Genomic DNA, 14,186 nt, shown 5'->3' on the forward strand with positions numbered 1-14,186 from the left:
AGCTGGTGTAACCTGGCAGCAAACAGCTGCTAACGCAGCCGTTTGCTCTCTTGTGGGCCAAGATAACTGGGTTTAAGGCCGCCGGTGTCTATCAGCAGTTTTTGCAGCACCAGCGCCGGATCTACCAGATAAATACGCAGTGTATGGGCACCGGGTTTAGTTACCTGCAGCGTGCTGTTGATAATACGCACACCATCCAGTACCGACTTCTCCCACACCTGCTGGCTGTTATCGGCCAGTGTATCAACCAGTTGCGGTGGGTCATTATTCAGTGCCACGGCAAAGCGCAGGCCGCGCCCCGGCACTAAGTCCAGCGTTGGCGCCACTATGCTGTGCAGGGTAAAACTGCCGGTGCTATGAAAAAACAGCGGATACTCCAGATAAGGCGCCTGTGTTAGCGCGCCGGGTTGATAATCCGGCACTGTCATAGCCGACATTGAAGAGTGCGTGCGGCCATGGCCCGGAATTTCCTGCCACCAGGCTTGCTTGTTATTGGCAACCGTTTTGCCACTGGCGGCTTCGATAGCAATATAACCATCAGCTTCAACAAAACCCTGTGTGGCTGTTGTGGCGGGTTTTACTGCGGCCAGCTGTATTTTGGCACCGCCCCAGCCGGTACCCTGAATATGCACTTCGGCGTTATTCAGCCCGGTTTGGGCTTTGCTCCAGTCAACGGATACTGCAATTTGCTGCTCAACGCCGATTTTGCCGCTGCTGTGGCTCAGTTTTACCCAGTCTGCTGAGGCTTTAGCGCTAAACTCAAACGGTTCTGTGCCTTTATTAAACACTTCAATTACACGTTGTTGCTGGCCATACGGGTAAAAGCTATCCAGTGCCAGTTGCTGGCCCTGATACTCGCTTATCGGCCACGACAGGGGCGAACCTTCGGCGGCGACGCCCATATCCGCCACCGCCATAGGTTCAGCTACCGAAACCACAGGCATCAGGTTAGCCGGTGGGTTACGCCAGTAAGTAAAACCGATATGCGGCTGCGACATCATATGGTTCCAGCGGCCATTGCCCAGGCTATGGTATTGCGCTGTCAGTTCGGCATCGCGGTTAAACCAAAACCGTACCTGCTGCGCCCAGTAGTTGGTGCTTACCCGGCCCTGTGCGCCATGCAGCTGGTTTATCGCCACCGCGCGGTTTAGCTCAAACACCGCCTGGCTGGCTTTTAGCGGGTGGGCAACCAACTGAATGTAAGCGTCCTGCATAGCGGGGGCTAATTGCTGTTGCACCTGATCTGATGTCGCCACCAGTTGCGCCAGTTCGTCGCTGATACGCTGCGCTTCACTGTAGTGAAAAATGCTGTAAGTAGCGGGCTCTGCCGCTTCAGGCTTACGGCGGCCATTATGCCGGGTATAGCCCTGAATTAATTCAGCGATAGTTGCAGCATGGGCTGTGCCAAATTGCTGAGTTGCCCAGTCAGTGGCAAATTGCTGCAAATTGTTGGCGTTAAAGGCATCCGGGTTCCAGGCCATACGTAAGAAAAAGTCGATAGGAAATTCCATCGGTTTTAGGTCGCCGACATTCACTATCCAGATTCGGTCAGCCTGATAGTGCCAGGCCAGCTGCATTTGCTCCCATATTTTTGTCATCGGCACGGTATTAATCCAGCGATAGGAGCGGGGGCTGCCAACATAGTCGAAATGATAATACACCCCGGCACCACCGGTGCGGTTGCGCTCGCTGGCGGTAGGTAAGCGGCGGATATTGCCATAGTTATCGTCGGCCCACAGCAGGGTTACATCGTCCGGTACCCGCATGCCGCGCTCGTAAAAGCCCTGTACTTCTTTATACAGCGCCCATACCTGCGGCACAGTTTCAACCGGGCGGTCGGTAAAGGTTTCCCGCAAAATAGTGCGCTGATCGGCCACTATCTGTTGCAGTAACTCAATATTGTCACCTTCGCTCATCGGTTCGTCTTCCTGGCCGCGCATACCCAGCGTAAAAATACTTTCCAGGTTTTTATGCCGCTTTGCGCCGTGCTGCCAGAACTTATAGATATTGTCGCGGTTGGTAGAGTACTCCCATGGCCCTTCGCCGTAACGGTTCCACTCTTTGTCGGCGCGCATCATCGGCTCGTGGTGGCTGTTGCTCATCACTATGCCCATTTCATCGGCCAGAATAGCATTTCGCCAGTCATCATCGGCAAAGGCGTTGTTCCACATTGCCGGCCATAAAAAGTTGGCTTTAAGCCTTTGTAACAGCTCAAATACATGGATGTAAAACTGGCTGTTATAGCCGCCGAATTTCTCCGTTACCCAGTTTGTTAATGCCGGGTGCTCGTCGTTCAGAAAAATGCCGCGATACTTTACCTTTGGTGCATCACTAATAGTGGTGCCCGCTTTAATATACAGCTGCTCGCGCTTAATTACCGGCACATCGGCCCACCAGTGCCACGGTGAAACACCAAGGGTTTCGGCCAGATCAAATACGCCGTAAATCGCGCCGCGTTTGTCACTGCCGGCGATAACCAGAGCTTGCGCTATGCCCGGCATCGGTTGCTCTACCACTTGAATAAGATAGGCTTCCCACTTGCCGGCAATAGCGCTGGTATCCAGCTTACCCGCTGCTGCCAGCTGATCCAGCAGCGGGTTATTACCCAGGGTGCCGATAATCAGCACTTGCCCGGTTGGCTCATTTCCCACGTTGTGGCTGATGTTCAGCTGTTTACCACTGACATTGGCGATATCTTGTTGCAGGCTGTTAACTGCCCGCAATAAGCCTTTATGGTCCTGCTCTGCTACCACAATAGTGGCCTGGCTGTTTTTGCCTACCAGCGCAAAGTCAGCTTTAGCGGGTGTCAGTGCCAGATAATTACCCGGTAACGCCAGGGTTGGCAGGCTAAACAACACGCACCACAGCAGTAAACAGTGCAGTAATACACAGCGCAGTAATAAGCACGGTTTCATCAGTTGCCCCCGGTTTCCTGTCGGCTATGTAAACCCAGCATGGTGCCAACAAAACCACCGGCTACCTGCGTGCTTAGCAGTGTGGCGTCCTGGGTGCCCGCCAGTGGTTGCCAGTCATCGTTGCCAGGTGCGTAGTAAAAGCTGATGCTGCCGGCACGGCCGCTTATTTTCAGGCGGATTTGCTCAGTGGCCTTGGTTAGCGGCTGGCTGGCTATTTGCTGTGGTGCGCCGCCGTTGGCCTGTTCCAGAAAAATGATCACCTGCTCACCCTGGGTTTTAACACCCAGATAGTAGTGATATTGCTCGTTCTGAAACGCGACTATTCCGGCTGAAGATGATCCAGCAGAAGCCTGGCCGGCGGGCAGCGCTAAGCTGGTGCTGGCATCAAAATGGGTGTGTTGCTGGCGCCGGCCGATAAAAGCGGGTTGTTCTGACGAATCCAGCCCGCTGGCACCAGCTTGCAGCGTAAGTTGCTTGTTGTTCAGGCTAAGCCAGCTCTGGTCATATTTACGTAAGGTATTCCAGTTTAAATCCAGTGTGTCAGCGCTAAAATCGTCACGCCAGGTAAAATTGCCGGTCAGTGGCTGTTGGGTAGTTGTCGCGGCGAGGCTGGCCGGGGCGGCAGGGCGGTAAGGTATAGCTTCACCGGCAGGTAAAATATGCGGCCAGCCATCCTGCCAGCTCACCGGCAATAAGAAGGTTTCGCGGCCGGTATTAAAATAGCGCTCCTGATAAGCGCGGCTGGCCAGAAATACCGCCCACCAACTGCCATCGGGCAGTTGTACAAAGTCGGCATGGCCGGCGGTAGTAATGGGATCCGGCCGTTCAGGTGCCAGATCGCGCTGGGTCAGAATAGGGTTGCCGCTATAAGGTACAAAGGGTTCTGCCAGGCTGCGGCTGCGGAAAATGACCGCCGAATGCTGATCTGCCGTACCGCCTTCGGCGCACAATAAATAATACCAGCCATCATGCTTATACAGGTGCGGCGCTTCAATCCAGATGGGCTTAGTGCTTAAGTCAACACCGCCATTAACCAGCAGCCGTTGTGAATCCGCTACAATTTTTTGGCTTTGTGGGTCGTACTGCCACAGCCAAATGGCTTTATGGCCTTCGTACAGTGATTCGACAGGGTCGCCATTGTGGGCAATATACACCTTGCCATCGTCATCAAAGAAGATATCCGGGTCGATACCTTCTACTTCAGGCAGCCAGATTGGATCAGACCAGGGGCCAGCCGGATCGGTGGCAGTAAGAATAAAGTTGCCGCCTCTGTCTACTACGGTGGTGATAATATAGTAAGTGCCGTCATGATAGCGCAGCGTAGGGGCGAAAATGCCGCGTGACACCTGCAAACCGGCCATTTCCATCTGCGACTGGCGCGTTAGTGCATAACCAATAAGCTGCCAGTTTACCAGATCGCGGCTGTGTAAAATGGGCAGCCCCGGCGTGTAGGTAAAAGACGACACCGTCATATAATAGTCATCACCATTGCGGGTAATGCTGGGATCGGGGAAAAACCCCGCCAGCACCGGATTCTGATAGGTACCCTGCGGCAAGGGCTCAGCAAACAGCGGGTCAAGCCCCTGATATTCAAACCAGTTAAATTGTGCGGCTGCTGGTGCTGGTGCAGGTTCAGTTGCAGTGGTGTGGTTCGCCGCTGTATCAACAGCGGGTTGGCAGGCGCTTAAGCAAAATATCAGCCCCAGCACCGATTGTTGTAACACCGCCCGATAATTGTTTGTCATGTGTAACACTCCCGCTGTCAATGCCGTGCCAGCTTGTGTGCTGGCCCATTACATAAAAGGTAGTGTCATTAAAAGAAAAAAGGCCATATTCATCAATGGCCTTAGTGTTATGAAAATACGTCTGTGCTGTGCGTTTTTTGCGCATGGCCGCTAACGCGGCAAATGGCAGCGGCGTTAAAAGTTAATCATTTACCGCCATGCCATTAAAGGTATCAGTGCGCTCAGTGCGGTACTCTTTTGGTGTCTGGCTGAAATGGCGCTGAAAAACGGCATACATATATTGTAACGACGGGTAGCCGCACATTTTGGCAATTTCAGTGGGGTTAACCTGGGTTTCTTTCAGCATTTTGCAGGCTTTGCTCAGCTTTTGGTTATGCAATTCTGTGTGAATAGAATGGCCACGCTCTGAGCGGAAGCGTTGTTCTAAGTTAGATCGCGAAATACCAACAAAGTCAGTCACCTGCTCAACCTTGGCGCCACGGGTGGCGTGGCGGCGAATGTAATGCATAGCCTGAATAACATAAGGGTCGCGCAATGCTTTAAAGTCGGTAGACTGGCGCGAAGCCACACCCACCGGTGGCACCAGAATACGCTTATTACCCACGTCAATATTATTCAGCTGCATATGCAGTAGCTTGGCGGCTTTGTAACCCATTTCAAAACAGCCCTGGGTTACCGAGCTTAAACTGATGCGGCTGAGGTAACGGGCAATGTCATCGTCGTCGATACCGATAATGGCAATATTGTCCGGCACAATAATGCCAACATGTTCGCAGGCCTGCAGTAAATGGCGCGCGCGTGAGTCGGTTACAGCAATAATGCCTATGGGTTTGGGCAGCCCCTGGATCCAGTCGGTCAGGCGGTTCATGGCATATTGCCAGGTTTCTGGCCGTGTACAGTGTCCCTGATACACCTGGCAGTCGTAGCCATCCTGTGCCGTTAGCGTGCGCACCGCATTTTCGCGCTCTTTGGCCCAGCGATGCTGTTCATCGACAGGTACACTGTAAAATGCAAACCGGTCCAGCCCTTTGCGTTTTAAATGCTCATAGGCGCTTTGTACTAAAGCGTAGTTATCAGTAGCCACATAGGGTACTGCCGGATAATCGGCGGCATTGCTGTATGAGCCACCCACGCCGACCAGCGGTTTAACTGAGCCTGCCAGGGCGCGCTGAATATTCATATCATCAAAATCGGCAATAATGCCGTCGCCGCTCCATTCGTGAATATGCTCCAGCCGGCAGAGAAAATCCTCTTCCAGATACAGATCCCAATCCACTTTAGATGACTGTAAATAGTGCCCTATACCCTCAATAACCTGTCGATCGTAAACTTTATTCGCATTAAACAACAACGTAATGCTGTGTTTTGCTTTAAACATATCCCCGCCCCGTCTGGTTTATCTGATTATTATTTTTGTTTTTTATTTTTAACTAAAATAGTGCAAGCGTGTTCAATATTAGACCAGCCAGCGCGGCTGGCAAATGAGAAAACATAATTCAGCCATTAATTATGAATTTTCGTAATTGCTGCTGGTAGCAGGCTCATCAAAGATGCATCTATCAGCGCTAACATTCGGATAATTATTGCAAATGTATATAGGCATAGACTTAGGCACATCCGGGATAAAGGTTATTTTACTTAGCAGCACCGGCAGCGTTATCGACAGCAGTAGTAGCGAGCTTTCAGTAAGCCGGCCTTATCCGTTATGGTCAGAGCAAGATCCACAACACTGGTGGGCAGGCCTGCAGCAATGCATGGCACAACTAAGCCAGCGCCAGTCGTTAGCCGGGGTAAAAGCCATCGGGCTGGCGGGGCAAATGCATGGTGCCACCATGCTGGATAGCAGCAACCAAGTGATCCGCCCGGCGATACTGTGGAACGATGGCCGCGCTTTTGCCCAGTGCCAGCAGCTGGAGCAACAGGTGCCGCAATTGCAACAGCTTACCGGTAATCTGGCCATGCCCGGTTTTACTGCACCAAAATTGTTATGGCTGCATCAAAATGAGCCAGAGCACTTCGCCCGTGTCGCAAAAGTGTTATTGCCAAAAGATTACCTGCGCTTTTGCTTAAGTGGTGATTTTGCCTCTGATATGTCAGATTCGGCCGGTACTTTATGGCTGGATATGGCCAAGCGCGACTGGAGCGACGCCCTGCTGCAGGCCTGTGGTTTGCAGCAGGGCCAAATGCCGCAATTGTATGAGGGCAACCAGATCACTGGTACTTTACTGCCTGAACTGGCGCAGCGCTGGGGCATGGCCGAGGTGCCACTGGTTGCCGGTGGTGGTGATAACGCCGCCGGTGCTGTTGGCGCCGGTATTGTCAGTGCCGGCCAGGCAATGTTGTCGCTTGGCACCTCGGGTGTGTATTTTGCGGTCAGCGATGGTTTTATGGCTAACCCGCAGTCGGCGGTGCATAGTTTCTGCCATGCGCTGCCCAATAGCTGGCATTTAATGTCGGTAACCTTAAGTGCCGCCAGTTGCCTGCAATGGTACGCCGATCAGGTGGCGCATGCCCCGGTGGCTGAGCTGTTAGCTGAGCTGGAGCAGCCCGGTGCGGATATAAGTGCGGATATCACTGAATTACCACTGTTTTTGCCTTATCTGTCTGGCGAGCGCACACCACACAATAACCCTAATGCCAAAGGCGTCTGGTTTGGTTTAAGCCACGGCACAGATCGCAAAGCGCTTACCTACTCGGTATTAGAGGGCGTGAGCTTTGCATTGGCGCAGGGCGCCGATGCCGTGCATGCCAGCGGCTTGCAGCCGACAGAGATTAACCTTATTGGCGGTGGCGCCCGCAGTGTCTATTGGCGCCAGCTACTGGCCGACATACTAAACCTGCCACTTAGCTTTCGCCAAAGCGGTGAAGTGGGGCCTGCACTGGGCGCTGCCAGGCTAGCCCAGCTGGCAATGGAGCCGCACACGCCAATGGTCGATATTTGCCCGCAACCTGAACTGGTAAGCCGGCATCTGCCCGACAGCCAGCGCCATGCAGCGCTATTGCCGCGCTACAACAAATTCAAAGCACTATACCAGAGCCTGGCCGGACATTTTTAAGCTACAGCCTTTGGGCCAAAGCAATATTGCCTAAGTCATTGCTGTTGTAGCCAGGCGGCAAGTGGATGAGCCCCATGAGCATAGTAAACTATGTGATTGGAGCGAATACACGCAGCCAACAACGCTACAGCTGCAATGATGACGGCAATATGTTGAAAAGCACAAGATGGCTCTGAAAAAACATAATTGTGATAAACCGCATCATTGCCCAACATTACACCAGCAGCATTATGTGCAAAACCAAGGAGAGCAGCGTGGCTCAGTATTTCGATCAAGTAGATAAAATCGCCTATGAAGGTGCTGATAGCACCAATCCCCTCGCATTTAAACATTACAACGCCAGTGAAAAAATCCTCGGTAAAACCATGGCAGAACATCTGCGTATGGCGGCCTGTTACTGGCATAACTTCTGCTGGAACGGCCAGGATGTGTTTGGCCAGCCCACATTTAACCGTCCCTGGCTGGCAGCCGGTGATGCTATGCAACAAGCAAAACACAAAGCCGATGTCGCTTTTGAGTTTTTCCAAAAGTTAGGCATTCCGTATTATTGTTTCCATGACATCGACGTAGCGCCCGAAGGCAACAGCATTAAAGAGTACGTTAATAATTTTGCTGCCATGGTAGATGTGCTGGAGCAAAAGCAAGCCGAAACCGGCGTTAAGCTGTTGTGGGGTACCGCCAATTTATTCAGCAACCCGCGCTATGCCGCCGGTGCCGCGTCTAACCCCGATCCTGAAGTATTCAGTTACGGCGCTACACAGGTATTTCACGCCATGAACGCCACCAAACGCTTGGGCGGTGATAACTATGTACTGTGGGGCGGCCGTGAGGGCTACGAAACTCTGCTTAACACTGACCTGCGCCAGGAGCGCGCCCAGTTGGGGCGTTTTATGCAAATGGTGGTAGAGCATAAGCATAAAATTGGTTTTAAAGGCACCTTACTAATCGAGCCTAAACCGCAAGAGCCAACTAAACACCAGTACGATTATGACTCAGCAACCGTGTACGGCTTTTTAAAGCAGTATGGCCTGGAAAAAGAGTTCAGAGTCAATATCGAAGCCAACCATGCCACCCTAGCCGGCCATTCTTTCCACCATGAAGTGGCAACCGCTATTTCGCTGGGCATTTTTGGCAGCATCGACGCCAACCGCGGTGATGCACAAAACGGCTGGGATACTGATCAGTTTCCGATCAACGTGGAAGAACTAAGCCTGGTGATGTACGAAATTTTAAAATCGGGCGGTTTATCTACCGGTGGTTTTAATTTCGACGCCAAGCTACGCCGCCAAAGCCTGGACCGTTATGATCTGTTTTATGGCCATATCGGCGGCATGGACCATCTGGCCATGGCATTAAAACGCGCCGCCACCTTGCTGGAAAAAGACTTCCTCAGTGCCGCTGTAGCCAAACGTTACGCCGGCTGGAGTAACACCCTGGGTAAAGCTATTCAGGGCGGTGAGCACAGCCTGCAATCATTGGCTGATATGGTTGCGCGCGAGCAGTTGGACCCGCAAGCTGTAAGCGGCCAGCAGGAAAGGTTAGAGAATCAGGTTAACTTGGTGCTGTACCGCTAAGGTTGTGCTACCCCGTTGTTATTGCCCGGCTTGCCGGGCTTTTTTTTGCTTATACATTGCTACCGAAATATGTTTTCGCCGGGTTAGATGTCGAGGTGCCGGTATTTCCTATCAATTAACGCGGCTGCAGGCATCCACTCCCTGATGAAGCTTTCACGTTTCAGCGACATTTTAGTCACAATGGCTTTGCTAACTTTGCAGCGTTCCATCAAAAAATACAGCGGACTGTTGGAGGAAAGCATATGAGCAGGCATTTGAGACAGGTATCGTGGTTAACTGTTGGAGGGATAGCAATATGAGCCGGCATTTGAGACAAGTATCGTGGTTGACTCTGTGGGCGCTGCTGTTTGGCTTGCCACTTTTTAGCCTCGCAGCCGAGGCGCCCGGTGCGCTGACCGTTATTGTTAAGGATCAGATTACTGCGCGGCCAGTCTCAGGCGTGCAGATCACGATTACGGCACGGGAAACCAATATCACGCAAACTTTAGCAACCGACGCACAAGGTCGTGTCAATGCTTCGCAGCTCGACCCCGGTCTTTACTCGGTGAACCTGGCCAAAAGCGGGTTCGCGTCAGTGTACGAGCCAAGCGCACGCGTGGTTACGCGCAAAAATATCAGGATAGTATTCGAACTTAAACCGCAACCCATTGAGGTAGTGGAGGTTAGAGCTCAGCAAGCTGATACCTTTGCATCAGGTTCCAGCACTTATCTCGATCGGGAAGCGCTGCGAAGTGCTGTCGGCGGTGGTGCCGATCCTCTGCTATCGCTGGACGGTTTACCTGGCTTGGCATCCGCCAGTGAATTCGCCAGTTTTAGCGTACGCGGCCGTGGCCCAAGAGATAATTTGTTATTCGTTGATGACTTTCCGTTTGATAAAGCGGTGCATTTTGATGCGACCCTGGGTGAAGAGGAAGATGTTGGTGGTGGTGGCCGTTTCTCGATTTTTGCGCCGAATGTTATCAGTGGAGCAGAATTCTCCCCCGGAGGCTGGGGGGCGGCTTATGGTGGCCGTGCGGCATCGCTACTGAAACTGGACGTCGCCGATGGCAATCCAAGCCCGTCAGCCAGTCTGCGCCTCGACCTTGCCGGTTATGAAGTAGGTTACGACGGCCCTGCCGGTATCGCTGATGACGCAACTATGCTGGTTTCTGCCCGGCGACTGGACTTCGGCGCTTTGTTTGAAACGATTGACGAGCTGGACATTGGCGAGCCGGTGTTAAGAGATATCATCATAAAGTCGGTTATACCTATCAACCAGAACCACAGCTTCGAAATTTTACTGATGGATACACACGAAGACTATAGCCGCGACGTGACTCACGTTTTCGAATCGCCCAATTTCGAAGATGCTGCGCTGCAATATTCTGAACAGGATAGTGATTTGTACGGTATTACATTGCGCTCATTAATCGGTGAAACAGCGGTCTGGAATAATAAGCTTTACTACCGCAACAGCGACAAGCTCAGCTCAGAAGGCGAAGCCTTTCCTGATCTGGTACCAGAAGGCTCACCCGCGTCTGATTTTCCGCTGCGGGAGGATATTATTACCATAGGTGAAGATGAAACGGAGATTGGCTGGCGCAGCGATTTTGAGACAGTGAATCAATGGGGGCTGTTCAGTGCCGGTGTGCGGGTAACGCAAATTGAACTGGATTACAACACGGTGTTAGATGGCGATTGGATCCGCTTTGTTTACGACGACGATGATTTCAGGCCAGATCCACAGCAGCGTTATATTGTGCTTGAGCCCGAGAACATCAACTCTGCAATAAATCAGCAAGAAACCAGCTATGCTGGCTACGTAGAGCAGGTTTTTCAATTCGGTGATTGGGATTTTGGCACTGGCTTACGGCTTGAGCGCGATGGTTTTGCCGACGAAAGCGTCGCTGCGCCCAGATTCAGCATCAACTGGCAGCCGGGTAAAAAAGTCAGATATTTTGCCACCGCAGGGCTGTTTCATCAGTCACCACGGTATTTAGAACTTGCCGCTAACGAGTCTAACGACCTAAAAATGGAAAAAATCAGCCATACCAGCGTCGGTTTAAAATATTTCCCGCACAGCAATTGGTCGGTGTTAACCGAGGCGTATTATCAAAGCCTCGACGATCTGGTGGTAGACCTTGACCGGGCCAGCGGTACCTTTGCTAATATTGGTGATGGCAGCTCGTATGGCGTTGATATAGTAGTGAACGGTACAATTTTTGAAGGTCTTTACGCCAGCGCAACCTATTCTTACAACGATGCCGTGGTCGACCGCAAAGACGGCCGTGGTGACGTAGCCGCTGAATTCAACCGCAAGCATGTCGCAACGCTGGGCCTGACCTGGGAAATCAGCAACCGCTGGAAGGTCGCGGCGCGCTACAAATACCTTTCCGGCCGGCCAGATGACAACTTTATTATTCACTCAGACGTATTGGGGCCTGGGCAACCGCTACGCTACTCAAAAGAAATCACTGAGCGTAATGTCGGTCGCAAAGACAGTTCCGGTTTGTTGAATGTTCGGGTTGACTATCGGTGCGCATTTGGCCCGATAGATGTAACAGCTTTTCTTGATGTCATCAACGTAACGGCTGCGTCGTCCAGCGACGACACCGAGTTTGACTACCGCCGCGGCGTTCTGGTGCAAGACGATAGCGAAGCAGAGCCACTGATTGGTCTGCGACTGGACTATGCGTGGTAGAACGGGCATGGTAAATCGTGCCTGGTAAAAACTGGTAAGAGGGAGCAGCATATGGTTCACGCGCTTGGTGCGGTGCCGGTTAGGGTGTTGATTGTCGAAGACAACCACGACATCTGCGAGAACATTGCTGCCTATCTTGAAAAGCACAGCTATGTGATGGATTTTGCCTATGACGGCATCAGCGCAATGTACCTGGCGTTGACGAATCCGTTCGACGTTATTGTACTGGACCTGATGCTGCCGGGCATGGATGGCCTGAGTTTCTGCCAGAAGCTGCGCACAGATGCCAAACTGGAAACGCCGGTGCTGATGCTAACGGCGAGAGACACGCTTGACGATAAACTGCAGGGGTTCGCGGCGGGAGCCGACGACTATCTGGTCAAGCCATTCGCATTACAGGAGCTGCATGCCAGGTTGCAGGCGCTGTACAAACGTAGTCACGGCAAAACCGACAACCTGTTAACGGTGGCAGATCTAACGCTGAACCGGTCCACGCTGCAGGTGCATCGCGCCGGAAGACGAGTCGATCTCAACCCGGCTGGCATGAAACTACTGCAACGCTTGATGGAACAGGCGCCGTCTGTTGTGATGCGTGATGAGCTTGAAACCTTGTTGTGGGCCGACGAGCGCCCCGATGGTGATGCGCTTCGCTCGCATATGTACAAGCTGCGCCAGGCCATCGACAGGCCGTTTGATAGCCCGCTAATTCATACGGTGCATCGCATCGGCTACCGCATTGCAGAGGATGCAAAGGACGCAGAGGGTGCAGAGTGATGTACCGCCACAGTTTACGCAAGCGTGTCGCCATTGCCTTTGCGATCTGCGTTGCTGTACTCAGCATCGCCTGGGGGCTTGCCTTCTTCGGAGCGATCAGGCTCAGCGAAGATCGTGTGCTGACGCAACAGCTGCAGGTTGCCGCCAAAAGCTATCCTGTTATGCCGGTGAACCTGCGCAGCTACGATACGGTTGCCAGCTTGCCGGAATCACTGCGGCAGTGGGCACAGACCAACCCCGCTGAGGGATTGTACGAATTCGAAGCCGAAGAGTTACATGTCGCAGTGCTATTTGTCGAGAATGAAAAGCCAGCTACCGGCAATCAACAGCAACACGCCTTTGTGGTGTTCGACGTTGCCGGGATTGAGGCGGCATCGTCAGAGGACTGGTGGTTGCTGCTGGTTATTACCGGTGTTGTCGGTACGCTCGGTGTGCTGGGTTTCGGGCTGGGTGTGTTGGTGATGCGCAAAGCTATTGCCCCTGTAGCGCAACTGGCCAAAGCGGTGGCAGACATCGACGTAGAACACCTGTCGATGGATGATTATAAACGCATAGCATCCAGCCGGTTTGGTGATGATGAGGTTGGTGTGCTTGCCGGCACCATTGAAAAGACGCTTGAGCGTATCAGCGCCTTTGTTGCCAGAGAACGCTATTTTACCAGTTCAGCCAGTCATGAGCTGCGCACGCCAATCACGGTAATTACAGGTGCGCTTGAGCTGCTGGAACAAAGCGAGTTGTCAGCGGCAGATGTAAAGGCGCTGGATCGGGTGCGGCGTGCCACGCTTGATATGAAAACCACCATTGAAATGTTCTTATGCCTCGCCCGCGAAACCGACGACGGCTTGTATGGCGAGCAGTTTTTAGTGACGCCGCTGGTAAGTAACGCGATAGAACTGCAGCGCCATCTTTTAAGCCGCAAGTTGGTCGATGTTGAAATAGCCCAACTCGCCAACCCCAGCGTCTGCGGCCATCCACAGGCTTTTGCTATTGCGGTTAATAATCTGGTGCGAAATGCGTTCGAGCACACGCTCGCCGGGCAGGGGCCGGTCAAGATCCGTATTGAAGAACACGAACTGTTAGTCACCAATCAGCTGAGCAGTGACACTGATCAGCAGCACTCACCGACCGAGGCGTCGTCTCACGGCTATGGTCTGGGGCTCGGCATAGTGCAACGGTTGTGTGAGCGCAATGGCTGGTCGTTTTCGCTGCGCGCTGATGAAAAGCGTGTAGTCGCCCGTCTTTCGTGGTGAAGCTGGCAGAGCACCAGCCCTTTTCCGGTTGGTATGTCCATGAAGATACCGGTGTTGAAGCCCGCTTTAGCTTAAATGCAGTGCTCATTGAAGGGAGATTCCCGATATGTTAGGCAAAATGACGACCTGACAAGCGCTTTGGCAGGTGCATGAAAGAATGCCCGCTTTTTGGCACTGCAGCCGTCTACTGTA

At 52.7% G+C, this 14,186-nt stretch carries 9 protein-coding genes; 5 read left to right on the forward strand and 4 right to left on the reverse strand.

Annotated features, from left to right (window positions below):
* Positions 1-29 precede the first annotated feature (29 nt).
* The 3 genes from AR688_RS00755 to AR688_RS00765 form a co-directional block, all read right to left on the reverse strand.
* Positions 30-2,915: a glycosyl hydrolase 115 family protein gene (locus AR688_RS00755; protein WP_068227840.1), complete on the reverse strand. Its 2,886-nt coding sequence runs from the start codon at positions 2,913-2,915 to the stop codon at positions 30-32.
* Positions 2,915-4,660: a glycoside hydrolase family 43 protein gene (locus AR688_RS00760; protein WP_068227842.1), complete on the reverse strand. Its 1,746-nt coding sequence runs from the start codon at positions 4,658-4,660 to the stop codon at positions 2,915-2,917. Before AR688_RS00760 ends, AR688_RS00755 begins: the two co-directional genes overlap by 1 nt.
* 181 nt (positions 4,661-4,841) lie before the next feature.
* Complete coding sequence (locus AR688_RS00765) at positions 4,842-6,038, reverse strand: XylR family transcriptional regulator (protein WP_068227844.1); 1,197 nt, start codon at positions 6,036-6,038, stop codon at positions 4,842-4,844.
* A gap of 211 nt (positions 6,039-6,249) precedes the next feature.
* On the opposite strand from AR688_RS00765, the gene xylB reads away from it, so the two are divergent.
* Positions 6,250-7,716, forward strand: coding sequence for a xylulokinase (gene xylB / locus AR688_RS00770; protein WP_068227846.1), 1,467 nt, complete (start codon positions 6,250-6,252; stop codon positions 7,714-7,716).
* Positions 7,717-7,751: 35 nt separating this feature from the next.
* Here the strand turns inward: xylB and AR688_RS20405 are convergent, their stop codons facing one another.
* The gene (locus AR688_RS20405; protein WP_231732014.1) at positions 7,752-8,120 is read right to left on the reverse strand and encodes a hypothetical protein; all 369 of its coding nucleotides are present in this window, start codon (positions 8,118-8,120) and stop codon (positions 7,752-7,754) included.
* On the opposite strand from AR688_RS20405, the gene xylA reads away from it, so the two are divergent.
* From xylA to AR688_RS00790, 4 genes are all read left to right on the forward strand, one after another.
* On the forward strand, positions 8,001-9,290 hold the full coding sequence (gene xylA, locus AR688_RS00775; RefSeq protein WP_231732003.1) for a xylose isomerase: 1,290 nt from the start codon (positions 8,001-8,003) through the stop codon (positions 9,288-9,290). The two genes, AR688_RS20405 and xylA, sit on opposite strands and share 120 nt — an antisense overlap.
* Before the next feature lie 295 nt (positions 9,291-9,585).
* Positions 9,586-11,970 carry a TonB-dependent receptor gene (locus tag AR688_RS00780; RefSeq protein ID WP_068227848.1) on the forward strand — a complete coding sequence of 795 codons (2,385 nt, stop codon included), beginning with the start codon at positions 9,586-9,588 and terminating at the stop codon, positions 11,968-11,970.
* Positions 11,971-12,021: 51 nt separating this feature from the next.
* A complete protein-coding gene (locus AR688_RS00785) occupies positions 12,022-12,744 on the forward strand; it encodes a response regulator transcription factor (RefSeq protein ID WP_068227849.1) in 723 nt (240 codons plus the stop codon).
* Positions 12,744-13,994: a sensor histidine kinase gene (locus AR688_RS00790; RefSeq protein WP_197412072.1), complete on the forward strand. Its 1,251-nt coding sequence runs from the start codon at positions 12,744-12,746 to the stop codon at positions 13,992-13,994. Before AR688_RS00785 ends, AR688_RS00790 begins: the two co-directional genes overlap by 1 nt.
* Positions 13,995-14,186 lie beyond the last annotated feature (192 nt).

Source organism: Rheinheimera sp. EpRS3 (assembly GCF_001513785.1).
Classification (GTDB): domain Bacteria; phylum Pseudomonadota; class Gammaproteobacteria; order Enterobacterales; family Alteromonadaceae; genus Alishewanella.

Coding starts and splice junctions, on each gene's coding strand:
- AR688_RS00755 (WP_068227840.1), bottom strand. CDS start 2,915: ATGAAACCGTGCTTATTACTGCGCTGTGTATTACTGCACTGTTTACTG.
- AR688_RS00760 (WP_068227842.1), bottom strand. CDS start 4,660: ATGACAAACAATTATCGGGCGGTGTTACAACAATCGGTGCTGGGGCTG.
- AR688_RS00765 (WP_068227844.1), bottom strand. CDS start 6,038: ATGTTTAAAGCAAAACACAGCATTACGTTGTTGTTTAATGCGAATAAA.
- xylB (WP_068227846.1), top strand. CDS start 6,250: ATGTATATAGGCATAGACTTAGGCACATCCGGGATAAAGGTTATTTTA.
- AR688_RS20405 (WP_231732014.1), bottom strand. CDS start 8,120: ATGCCAGTAACAGGCCGCCATACGCAGATGTTCTGCCATGGTTTTACC.
- AR688_RS00780 (WP_068227848.1), top strand. CDS start 9,586: ATGAGCCGGCATTTGAGACAAGTATCGTGGTTGACTCTGTGGGCGCTG.
- AR688_RS00785 (WP_068227849.1), top strand. CDS start 12,022: ATGGTTCACGCGCTTGGTGCGGTGCCGGTTAGGGTGTTGATTGTCGAA.
- AR688_RS00790 (WP_197412072.1), top strand. CDS start 12,744: ATGTACCGCCACAGTTTACGCAAGCGTGTCGCCATTGCCTTTGCGATC.